Genomic DNA, 19,982 nt, shown 5'->3' with positions numbered 1-19,982 from the left:
GCCGCCGTGCACGCCTCGTGCGGGGCCGGGCCGCACGGGCCGCTCCCCACAGTCATGTGGCCAGCTCCTCCAGACGGGCCGCCAGGACGGACGCGATGTCGTCGAGATGGCGGTCCCGCATCAACTGCGGGTGGGTGCAGTCGAGGTCGTGGTTGTCGACGGCCCCCGTCACATGCGCCCGCCACGCCTCGCGGGTCAGCCAGTCCTCCGCGCGCGGGGCGGCGGCCGTGAAGAACAGCAGGTCGCCGTCGAAGCGACGGTGATGGTGCTCGCGCATCATGCGGGCGTGGTTCGGCACGATGTCGACGATCTTCGACAGCGCACGGGCGCTGAGCCCGGCCAGCGGGCTGCCCGCCCGGCGCAGCGTCGCCAGCACGTCCTCACGGTCCTGCTCGTGCGTGCGCTCGAAGCCCGCCATCCGCAGCACCGCGGTCAGCGCGTCGCCCTCCTCGGGCGCAGGCCGCTCGCGCCACTGCTCGGCCGGGAACGAGTCGAGCAGCGCGAGCAGCTCGACCTCCTCGCCCGCCTCCTGGAGCAGCACGGCCACGGTGTGCGCCAGCACCCCGCCCACGGACCAGCCCAGCAGCCGGTAGGGGCCGTGCTCCTGCACCGCGCGGATGTGCTGGACGTAGTCGGACGCCTCCTCCTGCAGGGTGCGCGGCAGCGGTTCGTCGCAGGCCAGGCCGCGCGCCTGGATGCCGTACACCGGCTGCTCAGGGCCCAGGCGGGCCGACAGCCCGGCGTAGCACCACGCGATTCCGCCGGCCGGGTGGATGGCGAACAGTGGCGGGCGCCCGTTCCCGCCGCGCAGCCGCAGGACGACGTCCAGCGCGTCCTCGGAGGCCGGCCCCGTGGAGCCGATCCGTGCGGCGAGTGCGGCAGGTGTGGGCGACTCGAACAGTGAGCCGATGGTCAGCTCCGCGCCGAACTCCTCCCACACGCGTGCCACGAGCCGTACGGCCAGCAGCGACGTACCTCCCAGATCGAAGAACGCGTCGTCAGGACCGACCCGGCCGACGTCCAGCACCTGCGCGAACAGCCGCGTCAGCGTCTCCTCCCGCGCGTCCGACGGACGCCGCGCACCCGCGCCGCCGCTGAACACCGGTGCGGGCAGGGCACGCCGGTCCAGCTTGCCGTTGGGGCTCAGCGGGAAGGCGTCCAGGGCCACCACCGCCGTCGGCACCATGTGCTCCGGCAGCTCCCGCGCCAGCGAGGCGCGGACGGCCACCGGATCGGCGCCGCCAGTGATGTAGCCGACCAGTCGCTGCTCGCCGGGCCGGTCCTCCCGGACCAGGGCGCAGGCGGCGTCCACCCCTGTGCGGGCGGTCAGCGTCGTCTCGATCTCGCCGAGTTCTATGCGCTGCCCGCGCAGCTTGACCTGGTCGTCCGTGCGGCCCAGATGGACGACCTCGCCCTGCGGCGTCCAGCGCGCCAGGTCGCCTGTGCGGTACATGCGCTCCGCGGGCTGGCCGAAGGGGTCGGCTACGAAGCGGGACGCGGTCAGCTCCGGGCGGTTCAGATACCCCTCGGCCAGCTGACGGCCCGCCAGGCAGAGCTCCCCGGGGACCCCCGGCGGGCACGGGTGGAGCGCCGCGTCGAGCACGTACAGGCGGGTGTTCCAGACGGGCCGCCCGATCGGCACCGGCCCGGCGTCGTCCACGGCGCACGCGTGGAAGGTGACGTCGACGGCCGCCTCCGTGGGGCCGTACAGATTGTGCAGTTCGACCCCGGGCAGTTCACGCTCGAACGCGTCGGCCGACTCGCGGGGCAGGGCCTCGCCGCTGCAGAAGACCATCCGGAGACTTCCGCACGTGTCCGCGTCGGCCTTGGCCTCCGCGAGGAACACCTGGAGCATCGACGGCACGAAGTGACAGGTGGTGACGGACTGTTCGCGGATCAGCCGGGCCAGGTAGGCCGGGTCCTTGTGGCCGCCCGGTTCGGCGACCACCAGGACCGCGCCCTGGCGCAGCGGCCAGAAGAACTCCCACACCGACACGTCGAACGACGACGGCGTCTTCTGGAGCACCCGGTCGTCCGCGGTCAGCCCGTACGCGCCCTGCATCCAGCGCAGCCGGTTGTCGATCGCACTGTGCGAGACGACGACGCCCTTGGGGCGGCCCGTCGAGCCCGAGGTGTAGATGACGTAAGCCGGATGGGACGGGGTGAGAGGCCGCGACGGGTTCACCCAGAGGTACTCCGAGACGTCCAGGCCGTCCAGGACGACCAGCGGCGTCCCGGTGTCCTCGGGGAGCCGTCCCGCCCGGTCCGTCACCGCGCACACCGGCGCCGCGTCCCGCAGCATGTACGCGAGACGCTGTTCCGGATAGTCCGGGTCCAGCGGCAGATACGCGGCCCCCGCCTTCAGCACGGCGAGCAGCGACACCACCAGCTCCACCGAGCGTGGCACCGACACCGCCACCACCGCGCCCGGCCGGGCGCCGAGCGTCCGCAGATGCCGGGCAAGCCGGTTGGCGCGGGTGTTGAGCTCCCCGTAGGTGAGCGAGGTGTCGCCGTGGACCAGGGCGGTCGCGTCAGGAGTACGGGCGGCGCGCGACTCGATCGGGCCGATCAGCGTCGTGGGCGGCAGCGCCCGGTCGGTGTCGTTGAACGTACGGAGGACCAGCTCGGTTTCGGCCTCGGTGGCGATGCCGTGCGCGGCCGTCGGAACATGCGGGTCGGCCCGGCTAAGCCGCTCCAACAGATGCAGGAAGCGCTCCTGGTGTGCGGCGAGGTCATCGTCGTCGTACAGCGCGGGATTGCCGTCGTGGTCGATGCGGAGACCACGGCCGTCGGACCGGTCGTAGATGTTCACCGTCAGGTCGTCGACCGGTCCGGCGGAGAGGTTCCGGGCCCGCGCCGGGGCGCCGGCGAAGTCCACGTCGTAGTCGAACGGCATGACGTTGACGAGCGGGCCGACCAGCCCGCGGTTCTCCCCGAGGAGCCGCAGGTCGCGGCGGATGTCCTCGTAGCGGAAGCGCTGGTGGCGGCGGACCTCGCGGACGGTGAGCACCACCTGGCGGACCAGTTCCGCGAAGGTGGTGTCGGGGGAGACGTCCAGCCGCAGCGGAAGCACGTTCATGACCATGCCCGGCACCCGCAGCGAGACGGATCCCATGCGTCCCATCATCGGCAGGCCGAGGACGACCTCCCGGTGGCCGGTCGCCCGCGAGGTGTAGAGGGCCTGAGCGGCGATCAGTACGTCCGGCCAGGAGGCGCCGAGCCGGCCGGCCAGGTCCCGCACGCCCTCGGTGGCCTCAGGAGCCAGATGGGCCGTGCGACGGAGGAACGTCCGCGAGGGCAGGGCCCCGCGGCCACCGAGGCGGGGCACCTCGGGACGGTCCGCGAACGCCCCTGTCCAGTGGGCACGGTCGGCGGTGAAGGCCTCCGACGACCGGTACGCCGCGTCCTCGGCGACCAGATCGGCCAGCGTCCCGAAGGCCTGGGGACCGGGTTCCTCGCCCCGGGCGAGCGCCGAGTGGACCTCGGCGGTCCTGCGTACGAGGAGCGAGTAGCCGAAGCCGTCCATGACCAGGTGGTGGATGCGCTGGTACCAGAGCCAGCGTTCCTCGCCCACCCGGAACAGGGCGTGCCGGAACAGCGGCCCGGTGGCCAGGTCGAAGGGCTCGGAGAGGTCCGCGCGCATCCACTCCTCGGCCTGCCGGCCGGCGTCGGACGCCTCGCGCAGATCGTGTGTGGTCAGCGGCAGCGCGACCGAGGGGAGGACGCGCTGACGCGGGCCGTCGGGGGAGTCCTCGACGGTCACACGCAGGGCGTCGGCCTCGGCGGTCACACGGCGCAGAGCCGCGGCGAACAGCTCCGGATCGAGCGGCCCGTCGATCTCCAGGCACTCCGCCGTGTTCTGCGCCGGACTGAGCGGATCGAGCGACTGCGCGAACCACATCCCCGACTGGGCCGCGGTGAGCGGCAGTACGACGGGCGGGGCGTCCTCGTGCGGTCCGGCCCCCTCGGCATCGGTGAGCAGGACGGTCATGAGGCCTCCAGCAGCGGTACCCAGACATCGATGGCGGGCTGCTCGGCGAGGTCGTGGCGGATCAGTTCAAGGGTGAGCGCCACGGTGTTCAGACCCCCTTCAGGAGCGCGTCGGTCGACGTGACGACCGCGCAGCGGCCCGTGGCCCAGCGCAGGGCCATGTCGTGGTCCTCGCGCGAGAAGTCCGCCACGGCGTCGGCGACCAGGAAGGCCTGGATGTCACGCATCCACGCGTCGCAGGCGCTCATGAGCACCCCGATGTGCGCGTACACACCGGTGATCACCAACTGGTCGCGGCCGGACGCGCGCAGCAGGGACTCCAGTTCGGTGCGCACGAACGCGCTGTACTTCCATTTGGTCAGGACGGTGTCGCCGTCCGCGGGAGCGACGATGCCGGGGATCGCCAGCGCCTCCGGGTCGTCGGCGGCACCGGGACCCCAGAAGTCGAGCTGGAGACCGCGTTCCTCCGCCGTCTGACCGCCGCGCTGCACCGAGTAGACGACCGGCACACCGAGGCGGCGGAACTCCTCGATGACGCGGGACGTGTTCTCGAGCATGCCGGTGAGCGGCTGCTCCCCTGGCGGGAACGCGCCGAGGAAGTGGTTCTGCAGGTCATGGACCAGCAGTACGGCCCGCGCGGGGTCGACGGTCCAGTCCACGCGGTTCGCGGGCAGTTCGGCCTCGGTCGGCAGTGCGTAGGAAGCGATGGCGGGAAGAGCCATGGGGGTGGAACCTTTCGGTACCGCTCTGGGCGGAACTCGGTGCTGAACTCAATGCTGATCGGACGCGGGCCGGCCGGGGACCGCGTCGGAGCGCAGTCCCTTCTTGCTGACCTTGCCGATCCCGGTCTGCGGGAACGTCCCGACGAATTCGACGAGGTCGGGAATCTTGTACGCGGCGACACCGCGTTCACGCACGAGGCGTTTGATCGCGGCCGGCTTCAGGGGCTCGACGCCCTCGCGGAGGATGACGTAGGCGAGGCTGCGTTCCCCCAGGTACGCGTCGGCCACCCCCACGACGGACACGTCGTGCACCGAGGGATGACCGAGGATGATGTTCTCGATCTCCTCCGGTGCGACCTTCTCACCGCCCCGGTTGATCTGGTCCTTGGCGCGTCCTTCGACGACGAGGTGGCCCGTCGGTGTGCGGCGCACGATGTCACCGGTGCGGTAGAAGCCGTCCTCGGTGAAGGACTTCCGGTTGTGCTCGGGCGCCCGCCAGTAGCCCCGGATCGTGTACGGGCCACGGGTCAGCAGATGCCCGAAACCCCCCTCGGGCACGTCCTCGTCCGCGTCGTCGACGACACGTATCTCGTCGTCCTCGGAGATCGGCAGGCCCTGCGTGGTGACCACGGTCTCGTGGTCGTCGTCCAGACGTGTGTAGTTGACGAGGCCCTCGGCCATGCCGAAGACCTGCATCAGCCGGCACCCCAGAGCGGGCTCCAGCCGGCGGGCGGCAGCCTCGCTGTACTTGGCGCCGCCGACCAGGATCAGTTCCAGGCTCGACAGATCGTGCTCGGCGCCGGGGCCGGCCTCCGTCCAGATCAGCGCGAGGGGCGGCACCATCCCCGTCATCGTGACGCGTTCGCTTTCCACGAGCGGGAAAGCGGTCGCCGGATCGGGGCGGGAACACAGGACCACGGTCCCCCCGGCGTACAGCGCTCCGAGCCAGCCCGGGGAGCTCATCGGGAAGTTGTGCGCGGCAGGCAGCACGACGAGGAAGCGGGTGTCACCGTCCACGCCGCAGATCTCGTTGGATCCGCGCAGCGAGTAGATGTAGTCGTCATGCGTACGGGGGATGAGCTTGGGAACACCCGTCGTGCCGCCCGACAGCTGGAGGAACGCCAGATCGTGCGGCGCCGGCTCGTACCCGGCTCCCGTGGGTGCGCAGGGCACCTCGGACAGGGCGGTGTGCTCGCCCGGCGCACCGACCACGAACACGTGCTTCAGGCTCGGCGTACTCTCCTTGACCTTCGACGCGAGCGCGAGGTGGTCGAAGCCGGCGTGCCGGTCCGGGACCACGTAGGCGACGGCCTCGGTGAACGAGCAGAAGTACTCGATCTCCGTCTCCCGGTGCGCGGGGAGCGCGTAGACGGGCAGCGCGCCGATCCGGAAGAGGGCGAAGACCACTTCGATGAACTCGGCGATGTTCGGGAGTTGTACGACGACCCGGTCGCCCGGGGAGATCCCGCGCGCCGCGAACCCGGCGGCCAGCCGGGAGGCCCGCTCGTCCAGTTCCCCGTACGTCCACTCGCGGCGTTCCGGGGCCGGGTCGACGACCGCCACGCGGTCGGGGTGCGCGGCGGCGCGCTCGCGCAGCACACCGCCGAACGTCTCCCCGCGCCAGTGGCCCGCCGCGCGGTAGCGCTCGGCGAACTCGGCGGGCCAGGTAGGTGCGTCAGCTACTCGGAGGGCGTTCACAGGGCGGCTCCCACGGCGCTCAGGAAAGTACGGAACTTGGCCCCGGTCTCCGCCGTCTCGGCGGCAGGTGAGGACTCCGCGACCACACCCGCGCCGGCGAACAGCCGCAGGGTGCGGCCCTCGGCCTCGGCGCAGCGGATGGTCACCACCCAGTCGCCGTCACCGTCCGCGTTCTGCCAGCCGACCATGCCGGTGTACGCACCGCGGTCGAAGGGCTCGGAATCCGCGATGACCTGACGGGCCACCTCGGTCGGCGTGCCGCAGACCGCGGGAGTGGGATGCAGTGCCGACGCCAGGTCCAGGGCGGTGGACGCGGGGTCGCGCAGCTCACCCGTCAGGGTTGTCGACAGGTGCCACATCGCGGCGGTCCGTACGAGCGTGGGACGTTCGGGGACGTCGAGCCGCGCGCAGAACGGGGCGAGTGCCTCCCGGATGGCATCGACGACGACCGCGTGCTCGTGGAGGTCCTTCGGTGAGTCCAGCAGCGCGGCCGCCCTGCGGACGTCCTCCGCCAGGTCGCTGCTGCGCTGCGCGGATCCCGCCAGCGGGTTGGCGACGAGCCGGCCGCCCCGGCGGGCCACGAGCAGCTCGGGGCTCGCACCCACCAGCGTACGGCCCGGGCCGCTGGGAACGGCGAAGGTGTAACCGTCGGGGTCACGGCGCGCCAGCCGGCTCAGCATGGCCGGCAGATCGAGTTCACGGGCCGAGGTCAGTTCCAGGGTGCGGGCGAGGACGACCTTGTCGAACTCACCCGCGCGCATGCGCTTCACGGCGGCGGCGACCGCCGCGGCGTACTCCTCCGCGGCAGGCACCTCACGTATCCGCCAGGCGTCTTCCCGGCCGGCGTCGGGGCCGTGCAGCGCGATGAGCGGGTCCGCGCGCAGGGCGGTCGCCCACCGGACGGTTTCCGGGACGGCCAGTTCGGCCGCACCGCCGGGCGCGAAGGGTACGGAGCCCACGACGACCGGGGCGGGGTCGCCCGCACGCCGGGCGGCGTCCAGGACTTCCTGCACCCGCAGGGGCAGGGGACGTGAGTCGTGCGGCACCTGCGCCCTGGTGCCGGAGCCGAGCAGAGTGTGCAGGGGGGTGGCCAGGAAGCGGTCCGTGCCGGGCCGATAGGCCTCCAGCAGGTTTGTCGCCGCGCCGGGGGAGTCGAGTGGGGGAGGAACGGCGGGGACGCGCAGAGAGGCAGACATGGGTGGTCTCCAGTGGGGATTGCTCGAGCGTCGGCAGGATGAAGGGCGGGCGGAGCGGGGTGTCAGGCCCGCAGGGTGGCCCCGCCGTCGACATACAGGTCGTGCATGGTGATGTGCCGGGCGCGGTCGGACACCAGGAAGGCGACCGCGTCGGCTATGTCGGAGGGGTCAGCTATCCGGCCGAGTGGAATGCCGGTGCGATACGTCGCCGCGTCCCCCTCGATGACGCGGCGGGCGGCGGCCTCCTCGTCCCCCGGCGTCCACATACCGCGCTGCATGTCGGTGAGGGTCGAACCGGGGGAGACGGTGTTGCACCGGACGCCCTGGGGCGCCACTTCGAGGCCGAGGCATTTGGTGAACATCACGGCCGCCGCCTTGGAGGCGGCGTACGCCGCCATGTTCGTACGGGGGATGCCGGCGGCGTTGGAGGCGACGGTGACGATGCTGCCCGAACCCCGCTCGGTCATCCGGCGGGAGACCGACCTCGACACATGGAACACACCATGGGTGTTGACGGCGAACGTGGCCGCCCACTCCTCGTCCGACAGGTCCGCGACCGGCGAACCACGCAGGATTCCGGCCACGTTGACCGCGATGTCCAGCGGGCCGAGTGTGCCCTCGGCCTCCGCGACGAGGTCCTCGACGGCCGTGGGGTCCGTCACGTCGAGCGTGCGCGCGGTCACCAGGCCCTCGTGCGTCTTCTTCAGCGCGGCGATGCCGTCCGGGGCCAGGTCGGTGGCGAGGACGCGGGCGCCACGGCCGGCCAGGGCGTTGACAACCGCCTCGCCTATGCCGCGTCCCGCTCCCGTCACGAGGGCGAGCCTGCCGCTGAGTTCCTGCTCGGTGTTCACTTGACCATCGCCTTCCGGATGTCGTCGAGCACCGAGACGGCTGCCTGCGCACCGCCGAGGCTGGTCCACCTGGTCCCGTCGACGACGGTCGACTGCTTGTCACGCACGGCGCCCAGCTGCTGGTAGGCGGGCTTCTTCGCCAGATCGTCGAGGAGGCCGGCGTCGGTGCCGGCGTCGAGGGAGCCGATGAACAGCCAGTCGCCGTCGATCTCGTCGAGGTTCTCGTCGCTGAGCGGCGTCGAGTGCCCCTCGCCCTTGTCGTTCTGGATGCCGGGGCGTTCGAAGCCGAGGTCCTTCAGCACGTCACTGATGAAGACGCCCTGCTGCATGACCGCGGTGCCCTTGGCCGAGTAACGGGCGACGGACACGCTCGCGCCGGCCTGCGGGCCGAGGTCGGCCCTGAGAGCCGCCGCCTCGGTCTCGTAGCCGGCGAGGAACTTCTCGGCTTCGTCGGACCTGCCGAGCGCCGTGCCGGTGAGCTCGAGGGCCTTCTTCCAGTCCTTGGTGCTGTCGATGGTGACGACCGTGGGCGCGATCTTCCGGAGCTGGGCGAGCACCTGCTGGTCGGCCAGCTGCCCGGCGAGGATCACATCCGGCTTCGCCTGGACGACCTTCTCGATGTCCGGGCCCGTGACTGCGCCCACCACGGGGATGCCCCTCGCCTGGTCCGCGAGGTACTGGGGGGCGCCCTTCTGGCCGCGTCCCGCGGTCAGACCCACCGGCTCGACGCCCAGGGCGAGGGCGGCGTCCAGGTCCATCTCGCTGAGAGCGACCACGCGCTTCGGGCTGTCCGGTGTGTTCACCTTCGTGCCGGTCGCGTCCGTCACCTGGGCCGTCGCTCCGCCCGAGTCGACCGATGCGGCGGCCTTGTCCTCGGATCCGCAGGCGCTCAGGGCGAGAGCGCAGAGCGTGAGCAGGGTCGCCGACACGACGGGACGTGGGAAACCGCGGGACGAGGGGGGCGAATACGGCGCCATGGCCTTGGATCTCCGTTTGTGTTCAGACGAATCCTGTTCCGGCGGGGCGCTCTCCGCAGTCCGAACCGGAGAGAAGCGGTACGCATCGCACCACTTCAGGGCATAGGTGTGCCCGCGACCCGCCAGAACCGGACGAGTGCAATTAGGTTAGGCTACCCTTATGTCGATAGCGCAAGGGGGTCGGCCAAGGTCAGCCGGATCCCGCCCATCCGAAACACCACCGTCGCCGGGCCGCTCAACCCCCTGGGTCATCACGGGACTTCTGCTTCTCCTCATGGCCCTCGTGCTGCTCTCACTCGTCATAGGCACAGGTGAAAGCCCTGCGGGGCGTGCCTGGGACTTCCTCCTCGGTGATCCCGCCGCCCGCGCCGATGCGCAGATCCGGCTGGCCGTCATGGACGTACGCCTTCCGCGTACGCTCGCCGCGCTCCTCGTGGGCACCTGCCTCGGCGCGGCCGGCTGTCTGCTCCAGGCCGCCACCCGCAATCCGCTGGCCGAAACCGGTCTGCTGGGCGTCAACTCCGGTGCGGCCTTCGCCGTTGTCCTCGGGCTCACCTTCTTCGGCGCCGACTCGCCGGGCGCGCTGCTCGTGTGGGCACTCGTCGGGGGCATGGCGGCAAGCGCCGTCGTCCTGCTCTTCGCCGGATCGGGACGTACGGCGGGCTCACCGCTGCGCCTCGTCCTGGCCGGATCCGCGCTGGGCGCCACCTTCCACGGCTGCACCTCCTACGTCCTGCTCGGCACGCAGTCGACCTTCGACACCTACCGGTACTGGACCATCGGCTCGCTCGCAGGGGTGGAGACCCCCGATCTCGTCCCCCTGCTGCCGCTGGTGGCTCTCGGTCTGCTCACCGCGCTCGGCTGCGCCCGCCCGCTGTCGGCACTCGGCCTCGGGGACGACGGCGCCCGCTCGCTCGGACACCACCCCGGCCGGATCCGGCTGGTCGTCGCCGGAGCGGTCTCGCTGCTCGCCGGGTGCGCGGTCGCCGTCGCCGGGCCCATCGCCTTCCTGGGTCTGCTGGCCCCGTATGCTGCGAGAGCGCTGACCGGGCCGCGTATGACCGCCCAACTCGTCCTGTCCGCACTGATCGCGGCCGACATCATGATCCTGGCCGACATTCTCGCCAGAGTCGTCATCCGGCCGTGGGAGACACCGGTCAGTGTGCTGCTCGCCTTCGTGGGCGGTCCGCTGCTCGTCTGGATCGCGCGCTCCTCCCGGCTGTCCACCGCGGGGGCCGAGGCATGACCGACCTGAGGAGAACGGCCGGCGGCGCCGCCTCCCGTACCGGTGTTGCCGACGTGACTCCCCCCGACAGCACCGTGCTGCGCAAGGGCGGGTACTCCTGGCTCCTCCCGCGCCGCAGCGCGCTCGCCGCCGCGGTCCTCCTGCCGGTCCTCGTCGTCCTCATCGCCCTGGCGGTGGTGGCGAGTTCGACCGGAATGAGCCTGTCGGAAACCGTCTCCGGACTTCTCGGTACGGGCGACCCGGGCACCGTCATGATCGTGCGGGACTTCCGGCTGCCCCGTGTCTTCGCCGGCCTCCTCGTCGGGGCCGCGCTCGGCATCGCCGGCTGCCTCACCCAGACCCTGGCGGGCAACCGCCTCGCCACCCCCGACCTGGTCGGTGTCAACGACGGCGCCACCGCGGCCGTCGTCGCCGCCGCGGCGGGCTCCACGACCGGCATGGTGGGAAACTGGTGGCTCGGCCCGATCGGTGCCGTCGCCGCCGCCGGGATCGTCGTCCTGTGCGCGGGCGGAGCCGGAAGCGCCGGTTACCGCGTCCTCGTGACCGGCATCGGTGTCTCCACGTTCCTCGGTGCGGTGGGCGACCTGATCATGTCCCGCGAGAACGACAACACGGCGGGCGGCGTCTTCCTCTGGGCCGTGGGAAGCCTCAACGGCCGGGACTGGGCCGTCGGTACGCCGCTGGCACTCGTCCTGCTCGTCCTGGTCCCGCTCTCCCTGGCCGTCGGCCACCGGCTGCAACTCCTGCGCTTCGACGACGACGTGGCGGCCTCGCTCGGCGTCGACCTGCGCCGGCTGCGCGCGGGCGCGCTCGCCCTCGCCGTCGCCCTCGCGGGCACAGCCGTCGGCGTGGGCGGCCCCATCGCCTTCGTGGCCCTCGCCGCCCCGATCCTGGCCCAGCGGATGGCCGGACCCACCCGGGTCCCGGTCACCGGCTCCGCACTGACCGGCGCGGCACTGATCGCCGCTGCCGACGCCCTGGGGCGGGTCGCCGCCCCCGTCGAACTGCCCGTCGGCGTCGTCACGAGCGTCCTCGGCGGCCCCTTCCTGCTCTGGGTCCTGTTCCGCCCGGACCGTGCCACCGGAAAGGCCTGACCACCCCCATGACCGACGTACCCCGCGAGACCGCCCCCGGTCTCGAAGTGACCGCGCTCCACGCCGGATACTCCGGCCGTCCCGTCGTCGAGAACGTCGGCTTCACCGTCCCGGCCGGACAGGTCGTCGCGATCATCGGCCCCAACGGCTGCGGGAAGTCGACCCTTCTGCGCACCGTCGCGCGCCTGCACCGGCCCGAGTCGGGAACCGTCCGGGTCGGCGGCGAGGACATCTGGGAGGTCGGCCGGCGCCGGGCCGCCCATCGCGTCGCACTGCTGCCCCAGTCGCCGCGCGCCCCGGAGGCCGTCACGGTGGCCGGGCTCGTGCGCTACGGCCGCCACCCCCAGCAGGGCCTGCTGCGCCAGTGGTCCAAGGAGGACGAGAGCGCCGTACGCGACGCGCTGGAGGCCACCGGAACGACCGGACTGGCCGCCGAGCGCCTCGACAGGCTCTCCGGTGGCCAGCGCCAGCGCTGCTGGCTCGCGATGGTCCTCGCCCAGCACACCCCGGTCATCCTGCTCGACGAACCCACCAGCGCCCTCGATCTCGGCCATGCCGTGGAAGTCCTGGAACTGGTGAGGGAGGTCGCCGCCACCGGCCGCACCGTCGTCATGGTGCAGCACGACCTGGCAGCCGCGGCCCGCTACGCCGATCTCCTGGTGGCCATGAAGGACGGGCGGGTCGTCGCCCGGGGCGAGCCGGCCGCGACGGTCGACGAGGCACTGGTGAAGGAGCTCTACGGGGTCGACGCCGACATACTCGGCGCACCGGGCGACGCCTCACCGGTCGTGGTGCCGAGGAGCAGGCTCACGACGCGGACGTGACGGGCTTCGGCTCCCGTACGGCCGGCCGGGACGGCCGGGTCCGGGGGCCGAACACGGCCAGGGCCACGGCGCCCACCATCCAGACGCCGGCGATGAAGTAGAAGACGCTCTGGTAGCCGGTGCGGTTGTAGAGCGCCGCGATGATCAGCGGGCCTGCGGCGTTCGACAGCCGGCCGATCCCGTAGGTGATGCCCGTCCCCAGCGAACGGCTCCGGGTGTCGAAGAGCTCGGGGGAGTAGGCGTACGCGAGGGCGGTGTAGCCGCGCTCGAAGAGGTTCACCAGGAAGCCGAAGACCACGATGAGGATCGGGTCGAAGGTCAGCCCGTACAGCAGACCGCACACCGCGATGACCGTGCCGAAGGCGACGAGACACCACTTGCGTTCGAACCGGTCGGTGACCAGGGAGGCCAGATAGGAGCCGAGGGGCGCGCCGACCGTGGTGAGAGCGACGTAGAAGACGGACTTCTCGACGCTGAAGCCCTCCTTGGAGAGCAGGGTGGGTGCCCAGCTGGAGTAGCCGAAGAAGCCGATGGTCTGGGTCACCCACAGGACGGTGAGCAGGAGGGTCGGCGCGAGGTACCTCTTCCGCAGCAGCAGACGCAGCGGGGCCTTGACCGCCGGGGGCTCCTCGACGGGCGCCGCCGGTTCGGCCAGCGGCCCCTTCTCCGCGCTGACCCTCGCCTCGATCTCACGCAGGACCTCGTCGGCCGCGGCGTGGTCGCCCCTGCTCTCGTGCCAGCGGGGGGACTCCTTGAGGTGCTTGGTGAACAGCACGAGGAGGATGCCGAGCGCACCCCACAGATAGACCAGCCGCCAGGACCAGTCGCTGAGCGGGACGACGAGACTGGCGATCAGGTTGGTGGCCGGCGTGCCGCAGATGCCGATGACCATCGCGTAGGCCTGGTACTTGCCGCGGACCGCGGCCGGATACATCTCGTTGACGTAGATGACCGCCACGACCGTCATCGCGGACAGCCCCGCCGAGGTGAGCACCCGGAAGACGCCCAGCGAGACGACGTCCCACGAGAACACCGAGACGAACGAGAAGAAGCCGAAGAACAGGGTGGTGCGGAGCAGGGTCTTCTTGCGGCCCCACCGGTCGGCGACGGCTCCCGCGACGACGGAGCCGAGGAACATGCCGACGAACGACAGCGAGGTGACGTAGGCGACCTGGTCGACCGTCACACCCCAGAGGTCGATGAGCTTGGGAGCGGTCGTCGCGAAGCTGTTGATGTCCGCGAACTCGAAGAAGTACGCGAAGGCGACGGCCAGCAGGGTGGTCTTGTGGAAGCGGGAGATCGGCAGCCGGTCCAGCCGGTTCGCCGCATTGGCGTGCTGCATGGGGACGGTCCCTGTCGGAGTGCGGGTGCGGGCGGGGAGAGACCTCAGACGGCTTCGCCGGGCCAGTACAGGCTCATCGGGTTGGCGACGAGGAGCCGGTGCTGCTGCTCGGGGGTGACCGCGATGTGCGGCACGTGGTCGACGAGGAGGCCGTCGTCGGGCATGTGGTCCGTGAGATTGGGATGGGGCCAGTCCGTGCCCCACAGGACCCGGTCCCCGAACTCCTCGACCATGCGGCGGCCGAAGGGCACGACATCGGTGTAGGCGTGCCTCTCACCGCCGAGGGCGGCGGGACCGGTCACGCTGAGGCGCTCGGGGCAGCTCACCTTCACCCATACGTCGTTGGAGTCGACGAAGCGGAGGAAGCGGCTGAACTGCGGGCCGTCCACCGGCAGGGTCACATCCGGCCGGCCCATGTGGTCGACCACGAGCGGTGCGGGCAGGGAGCCGAAGAAGTCCCCCAGTTCGGGGAGGTCGGCGCTCTCGAAGTAGAGCACGATGTGCCAGCCGAGCGGGGCGATCTTCTCGGCGATCGCGGTCAGGGCCTCCTTCGGGGAGGTGCTGACCAGACGGCGCAGGAAGTTGAAGCGCACCCCGCGCACGCCGGCCGCGTGCAGCTCGCGCAGTTCGGCGTCGGAGACGTCCGGCCGGACGGTCGCGATGCCGCGTGCCCGGTCGCCGGCCGCGCGGACCGCGTCGGTCATGGCGGTGTTGTCCGCGCCGTGACAGGTGGCCTGGACGATGACGGCGCGGCTGACGCCGAGATGGGCGTGGAGCGCGGCGAGTTCGCTCCTCCCGGCGTCACAGGGCGTGTACTTGCGCTCAGGGGCGAAAGGGAAGTCGGCCTGCGGCCCGAACACATGGCAGTGGGCGTCGACGGTGCCCTCCGGCAGCCGGAACGTGGGCACGGACGGGTCCTGGTACCAGTCCAGCCAGCCGGGAGTCTTGGGGGAACGCACACTCATGGAATCTCCTGGAGGCAGATGGGAACGGCCGGGGCGTGGGTCCGCCTGCGGGTTCAGCGGCCCTGGCGCTTCAGCAGGGCGTCCAGGCGCGGGTACACGGAGCGCGCGTTGTGCTCCTGGATGTCGGCCAGCCTGTCCGGGGACAGTCCGGCGACCTCGGTGTAGCGGCGCGTGTCGTCGAAGTGATGGCCCGTCCGGGGGTCGATGTCACGGACGGCGCCGATCATCTCCGAGGCGAAGAGGATGTTCCGGGTGGGGACGACGTCGAAGAGGAGGTCCGAACCGGGCTGGTGGTAGACGCAGGTGTCGAAGAAGACGTTGCCCAGGACGTGCTCCTCCAGCGGCGGCTTCCCGAGTGCCATCGCCAGACCGCGGAACCTGCCCCAGTGGTAGGGGACGGCGCCGCCGCCGTGGGGGATGATCAGCCGGAGGGTGGGGAAGTCCCTGAACAGGTCGCCCTGCACGAGCTGCATGAACGCGGTGGTGTCGGCGTTCAGATAGTGCGCCCCCGTCGTGTGGAACGCGGGATTCACGCTGGTGCTGACGTGGACCATCGCCGGAATGTCGTACTCGGTCATCTTCTCGTACAGGGGGTACCAGGAGCGGTCGGTGAGAGGCGGAGAGGTCCAGTGCCCCCCGGACGGGTCCGGATTGAGGTTGATCGCGACGGCGCCGTACTCCTCCACACACCTGGTGAGTTCGGGAACACAGGTCGCGGGGTCGACGCCCGGGGACTGCGGAAGCATGGCGGCGGGGACGAAGCGCTCCGGATACAGCCGGCTGACGCGGAAGCACAGCTCGTTGCAGATGGCCGCCCACTCGGTGGAGGTGCCGAAATCACCGACGTGGTGCGCCATGAAGGACGCCCTGGGCGAGAAGACCGTCATGTCGATGCCGCGCTCGTCCATCAGCCGCAGCTGGTTCGACTCGATGGTCTCGCGCAGCTCGTCGTCGCTGATCCTCAGGTCAGCCCTTCGCGGGGAGACGGACGGGTCCCCGAGCCCCTCGATCTGCTGATTCCGCCAGGCCTCCAGGGCGGGCGGGGCCGTCGTGTAGTGGCCGTGGCAGTCGATGATCATCGCGGTTCCTCTTCGAAGTGCCTGCGTGTGGTGCCTGCGCGTACGTGGCGGGAGCTGCCTCCGGCCTTTCCCGCCCTGCCGTCCGCCACGCCACCGTAACCGTCGATGAAATTGTTGACAATATGCCTGACGAGAAAGTTTCGGGCATCATCACTGATGTCACGGCGTGCGGTGCACGCGGCGAAGAGGATGTCCCGACGATGTACGGAAGGCGGAGGGGTGACGTCGAATCAGGTCACCGGCAGGACCGGCCGGAGCGCGGTCTCCAGCGGTATCAGGGAGGCGCTCGCTGCGGGCGACATGGTGCCAGGACAGCGCCTGGTCGAGCAGGAGTTGTCCGAGGTCTTCGGGGCGACACGGAGCTCGGTGCGGGAGGCGCTGCAGGATCTGGCGGCCGAGGGGCTGGTGGAGCTGATTCCACGGCGCGGGGCGCGGGTGCGGGTGATCTCCGTCGAGGAGGCGATCCAGATCACCGAGTGCCGGGCCCTGCTGGAGGGGCTGTGTGCCAGGCGGGCGGCGGAGTACGCCACGGACGAGGTGCGCCAGGAGCTGAAGGGCATCGGCTCGGCGATGAGCCGGGCCGTGGAGGACGGTGATCCGGACGCCTACTCGGTGCTGAACCGCAGGCTGCACGAGTGCCTCGGCGAGGTCAGCGACCAGAAGGTCGCCCAGGCCCTGCTCGAGCGCATGAACGGCCAGATGGTGCGCTACCAGTTCCGTCTCGCGCTGCGCCCCGGGCGTCCGGCGCAGTCGCTGCCGCAGCACCTGGCGATCATCGACGCGGTCCTGGCCGGTGATCCGGAGGCGGCCGAGGCCGCCGCCCGGGCGCATGTCGAGAGTGTCATCGTGGCGCTGAGGGAGACCCCGACCCCGGTCCGCCTCGGCTGACGGAGGCGGCCCGCCCGGCCGGTCAGGCGTCGAGCAGGTCCAGGAACGCGGTGAGCTTGTTCCTGGTCCGGTCGACCTGCTGCTCGACGGTCAGCGACTCCTCGAAGCGCCCGCCGGGGGCGGGTGTCTTCCTGCCGCGCACGTACAGCGAGCAGTCGAGGTCGGTGCAGAGGTAGATCCCCACCGAGTTGCCGTCCCTGCCCGCCTGTCCCCGCTTCCTGGCGGTCATCAGCGAGACCCCGCTGCCCGGGTGCGTGGTGAGGCAGACCGAACACATGCTGCGGTGCGTGCAGCCGCGCTGCTGGGACGGGAAACGGAGCGTGATGCCGGTCAGCTCGCCGCGCAGCTCGGTGACGATGTAACTCCGGTCCGGGGCCGAGAGGTCGCGCCAGCCGAGGAAGTCCAGATCGTCCCAGCGGCGCTCGTCGAGGTCGCGGGGGAGCGGCAGGCGCTTCGCCTCCCCCTTGGAACAGTTGACGAACGACGCTCGGATGTCCTGCTCATTGACGGCTCTCATGTGTTCGACGCTAACTCTGCCTATGAGGCCTAGGCAAATATTTAATTGTTCTAGGCCAGGACCTGGGATGGAGGGCTCCGGCCTAGCCGGGTTCCTGGAGCGGCGAGATCCGCAGATGATGGGCCGCCGGATACTCGATGGCGAGATCGGGACGCCAGACGGCCAGGATCTGCGCCGACGGATCGAACAGGGGGCCCGGCAGCTCCTCGGGGGACGTCCACCGCCACGCGCTGACGTTGTGCGGCTCGGTGACCTGGGGGACCGCCGACTCCACCCTCACCAGTGCGGCCATGCTGATCCGGTTGATGCCGCCCACCACGTCGTGCACCATCGCGAAGACGGACACGGCGTCCTCGGACACCGTCAGGCCCGTCTCCTCACGCAGCTCGCGAGCGGCGGCGGCGGCGACCGACTCGTGTGTGGGGTCGACCTTGCCGCCGGGCAGCTCCCAGGTGCCGCCGCGGTGTCTTCCCAGCAGGATCCTGCCCTCGCGGTCCTGTACGACGACGCCTATCCCGAAGGCCGCCTGGGCCAGTGGGGGACGGGCGTTCCGGGACGGAACATTCACGGAATCGGTGGTCATGGGCTGCTCGGCTCCCGGCTCGTCGCTCACGGTTCCCACGGACTCCGTCATCCTCACACGGCGGTCATGCCACCAGGTTCAGAGTGGTGTCCGCGACCCCGACCCGTATGGACTGGCCCCACGTCAGTTCCAGGGCGTCGGATTCCATCCCGTCGCCGAACACCACCATCCGGTCGCACTCGACGGTGAGCCTGAGGCCGTCCCGGCGCCCCAGTTCGCCCGCGACCGACGAGGTGCCGGTGGCCGGTGAGGGCCAGGCCTCGCGCACGAACCAGACCAGCTGCGGATCGGAGGGGGCCGGCAGCCGCAGGGCGCTGCCGCGCTCGATCCAGAGAGACCGCAGCCAGCCGGTCGAGCCCGTGCCGGTGCCGACCAGGACGCCCGAGGAGGCCTGCGGCTCGCCGGCGGACGGGGCGTCGTCAGGGCCGATGCGGTAGCGGGCGGTCTGATGGCCGGGAGGGCCGAGGTAGATCTCGTTGAGCGCGAGGAGCCGCTGCGTGTCGTCGGCGACGGCCTCGGCCATCGTCAGGGCGTCCACCCGCCCGCCGGGCGACGTGGCGGCTCGGCACAGCGCCGCCGTGTCACGGGCCCGATGGCGTACGAGGACTCCCGGATTGCGGCCCGGGTCGGTGTCGACGCCCACCACCGGCTGGCCGGAAAGGTACTTCGCGGCGTTGGCGACGAGGCCGTCCTGCCCGACCACGACGACCACGTCCTCCGGTGCGAACAGGAAGCGGTCGAGGTCGGCCCGCTCCACCCGGGTCCGGCGCCACCGCAGCGGAACGGCGGCGGCCACCTCGGTGAGCGCCTGCTCGTTCCGCCGGTGACGCTCTGCCACCTCCTCGACCGAGCGGCCACGTCCGGCCAGGACGAACGCCGCCTGCCCATGCGTCCCGTGCCGCGCCAGAAGCTCCTCGTACTCCGTCGTCCGGTGCACCAGCACCGCCCGCGGGGCCAGGCTCACGCCCGCGTCTCCGGCTCCGGCCTGCCGAGCCTGGCGAGCAGACCGGTCAGGACGTCGGGGGACAGCGTGAGGCTGTCGATGCGGGGCAGGTTCTCGGCCAGGCGCGTCGCGGCGAGGGCGTGCAGCGTGCCGGGGTCGGCGTCCGCGTGCGCCCGCAGCCAGGCCGCCTGCGCCTCGGCCCGCGCCGCCCCGATGTCGCGGGCGGCCTCCGCCTCCGCGCGGGCCAGGCGCACGGTGCGGGCGGCCTCGGCGGCCGTACGCACCTCGTCGGCCGCCGACTTCTCCTCGGCCTCCCGGCGGGCGTTGGTGCCGTGCTGGTCGACCAGCTGCTCCTCGCGACGCGCCAGCTCGATCTTGCTGGCGAGCTCGTTCTCGGCGATGGTGCGCTCTCGCTCGACCGCGACGGCCCGGCGCTCGTACACCGACCGGTCGGCCTCCTGCTGGATCTGTTCCCTGGCCGGGGTGCGCAGCGCGCGCTCGACCTCGGCCTCGGGGCGGATGGCGACGACACGCACGGCGACCACCTCGATGCCGGTGGCGGGAAGCCGGGGCTCGGCGGCGAGCCCGTCGGCGACCCGTTCCCGTACGGCGGCGACTCCGTCCACCAGGGCAGTGGCGAGGGGAGTGCGTGCCAGGACGTCCAGGGTGTGCTGCTGTGCGGTCTCGGTGAGCAGGGTGGCGATCTGCTCCAGGGGTGCGCCGCGCCAGATCCCGGTGTCGGGGTCCACCGAGAAGTCGATCCGGCGGGCGGCCTCGGCGGGGTCGCTGATCCGGTAGGTGACGGTCGCCTGCACGGTGACGTCCTGGAAGTCGGCAGTGCGGGCGTGGAACGCCATCGCCAGCTCGCGGTCGTCGATGGGGACCTCGGAGAGCGCGGCCGAGAGCGAGCGGTACCAGAAGCTCAGGCCGGGCCCGTCGTGTGTGAGCCTGCCGCGCTTGTGGTGGCGGATGTGGGCGGTGGGCGCGGAGCGCAGGTGCCGCCTGCCGAAGCGCCGGGTGATGTCGGCCATCTCGGGGACCCCTCTTTCTCGTCATGGCGACGATAA

General features: G+C 71.5%; 17 protein-coding genes. 4 read left to right on the top strand and 13 right to left on the bottom strand.

Annotated elements, in window-relative coordinates; translation table 11 throughout:
- Positions 1 to 52: 52 nt before the first annotated feature.
- The 6 genes from ACIREO_RS07905 to ACIREO_RS07880 form a co-directional block, all read right to left on the bottom strand.
- Positions 53 to 3,991 carry an amino acid adenylation domain-containing protein gene (locus ACIREO_RS07905; RefSeq protein WP_404106466.1) on the bottom strand — a complete coding sequence of 1,313 codons (3,939 nt, stop codon included), beginning with the start codon at positions 3,989 to 3,991 and terminating at the stop codon, positions 53 to 55.
- Between the two features lie 88 nt (positions 3,992 to 4,079).
- On the bottom strand, positions 4,080 to 4,712 hold the full coding sequence (locus ACIREO_RS07900; RefSeq protein ID WP_404106465.1) for an isochorismatase family protein: 633 nt from the start codon (positions 4,710 to 4,712) through the stop codon (positions 4,080 to 4,082).
- Between the two features lie 48 nt (positions 4,713 to 4,760).
- Positions 4,761 to 6,410 carry a (2,3-dihydroxybenzoyl)adenylate synthase gene (locus tag ACIREO_RS07895; protein WP_404106464.1) on the bottom strand — a complete coding sequence of 550 codons (1,650 nt, stop codon included), beginning with the start codon at positions 6,408 to 6,410 and terminating at the stop codon, positions 4,761 to 4,763.
- On the bottom strand, positions 6,407 to 7,606 hold the full coding sequence (locus ACIREO_RS07890; RefSeq protein WP_404106462.1) for an isochorismate synthase: 1,200 nt from the start codon (positions 7,604 to 7,606) through the stop codon (positions 6,407 to 6,409). The genes ACIREO_RS07895 and ACIREO_RS07890 overlap by 4 nt, the downstream gene beginning before the upstream one ends.
- Positions 7,607 to 7,668: 62 nt before the next feature.
- Entirely contained in the window at positions 7,669 to 8,457 is a 789-nt protein-coding gene (locus ACIREO_RS07885) for a 2,3-dihydro-2,3-dihydroxybenzoate dehydrogenase (RefSeq protein WP_404106461.1), read from the bottom strand.
- Positions 8,454 to 9,434, bottom strand: coding sequence for an ABC transporter substrate-binding protein (locus tag ACIREO_RS07880; protein WP_404106459.1), 981 nt, complete (start codon positions 9,432 to 9,434; stop codon positions 8,454 to 8,456). Before ACIREO_RS07880 ends, ACIREO_RS07885 begins: the two co-directional genes overlap by 4 nt.
- 274 nt (positions 9,435 to 9,708) lie before the next feature.
- Between ACIREO_RS07880 and ACIREO_RS07875 the strand changes: the two genes are divergently transcribed.
- From ACIREO_RS07875 to ACIREO_RS07865, 3 genes are read left to right on the top strand one after another with little or no spacing between them, the layout of a single operon-like run.
- Entirely contained in the window at positions 9,709 to 10,680 is a 972-nt protein-coding gene (locus tag ACIREO_RS07875; RefSeq protein ID WP_404106458.1) for a FecCD family ABC transporter permease, read from the top strand.
- Entirely contained in the window at positions 10,677 to 11,774 is a 1,098-nt protein-coding gene (locus ACIREO_RS07870) for a FecCD family ABC transporter permease (RefSeq protein WP_404106456.1), read from the top strand. The genes ACIREO_RS07875 and ACIREO_RS07870 overlap by 4 nt, the downstream gene beginning before the upstream one ends.
- Positions 11,775 to 11,782: 8 nt before the next feature.
- Complete coding sequence (locus ACIREO_RS07865; protein WP_404106454.1) at positions 11,783 to 12,598, top strand: ABC transporter ATP-binding protein; 816 nt, start codon at positions 11,783 to 11,785, stop codon at positions 12,596 to 12,598.
- Here ACIREO_RS07865 and ACIREO_RS07860 read toward each other — a convergent pair.
- The 3 genes from ACIREO_RS07860 to ACIREO_RS07850 are packed head-to-tail and all read right to left on the bottom strand — an operon-like array spanning position 12,582 to position 15,984.
- The gene (locus ACIREO_RS07860; protein ID WP_404106453.1) at positions 12,582 to 13,940 is read right to left on the bottom strand and encodes an MFS transporter; all 1,359 of its coding nucleotides are present in this window, start codon (positions 13,938 to 13,940) and stop codon (positions 12,582 to 12,584) included. The two genes, ACIREO_RS07865 and ACIREO_RS07860, sit on opposite strands and share 17 nt — an antisense overlap.
- A gap of 44 nt (positions 13,941 to 13,984) precedes the next feature.
- The gene (locus ACIREO_RS07855; protein ID WP_404106451.1) at positions 13,985 to 14,905 is read right to left on the bottom strand and encodes an amidohydrolase family protein; all 921 of its coding nucleotides are present in this window, start codon (positions 14,903 to 14,905) and stop codon (positions 13,985 to 13,987) included.
- 53 nt (positions 14,906 to 14,958) lie between these two features.
- Entirely contained in the window at positions 14,959 to 15,984 is a 1,026-nt protein-coding gene (locus ACIREO_RS07850; protein WP_404106450.1) for an amidohydrolase family protein, read from the bottom strand.
- Between the two features lie 219 nt (positions 15,985 to 16,203).
- Between ACIREO_RS07850 and ACIREO_RS07845 the strand changes: the two genes are divergently transcribed.
- Positions 16,204 to 16,872, top strand: a complete 669-nt coding sequence (locus ACIREO_RS07845) for a GntR family transcriptional regulator (RefSeq protein WP_404106448.1) — start codon at positions 16,204 to 16,206, stop codon at positions 16,870 to 16,872.
- A 22-nt stretch (positions 16,873 to 16,894) separates the two neighbouring features.
- On the opposite strand, the gene ACIREO_RS07840 is transcribed toward ACIREO_RS07845, so the two are convergent.
- The 4 genes from ACIREO_RS07840 to ACIREO_RS07825 form a co-directional block, all read right to left on the bottom strand.
- Positions 16,895 to 17,389 carry an FBP domain-containing protein gene (locus ACIREO_RS07840; protein ID WP_404106447.1) on the bottom strand — a complete coding sequence of 165 codons (495 nt, stop codon included), beginning with the start codon at positions 17,387 to 17,389 and terminating at the stop codon, positions 16,895 to 16,897.
- A gap of 82 nt (positions 17,390 to 17,471) precedes the next feature.
- Positions 17,472 to 17,972, bottom strand: coding sequence for an NUDIX hydrolase (locus ACIREO_RS07835; protein WP_404106769.1), 501 nt, complete (start codon positions 17,970 to 17,972; stop codon positions 17,472 to 17,474).
- A 64-nt stretch (positions 17,973 to 18,036) separates the two neighbouring features.
- Entirely contained in the window at positions 18,037 to 18,936 is a 900-nt protein-coding gene (locus tag ACIREO_RS07830; protein WP_404106445.1) for a hypothetical protein, read from the bottom strand.
- Entirely contained in the window at positions 18,933 to 19,946 is a 1,014-nt protein-coding gene (locus ACIREO_RS07825) for an SPFH domain-containing protein (RefSeq protein ID WP_404106443.1), read from the bottom strand. Before ACIREO_RS07825 ends, ACIREO_RS07830 begins: the two co-directional genes overlap by 4 nt.
- Positions 19,947 to 19,982 lie beyond the last annotated feature (36 nt).

This window comes from Streptomyces sp. NPDC102441, from assembly GCF_044765585.1.
GTDB lineage: Bacteria > Actinomycetota > Actinomycetes > Streptomycetales > Streptomycetaceae > Streptomyces.
Note: the sequence above shows the minus strand (reverse complement) of the source record. Positions and strands in the feature narration are given on the sequence as shown.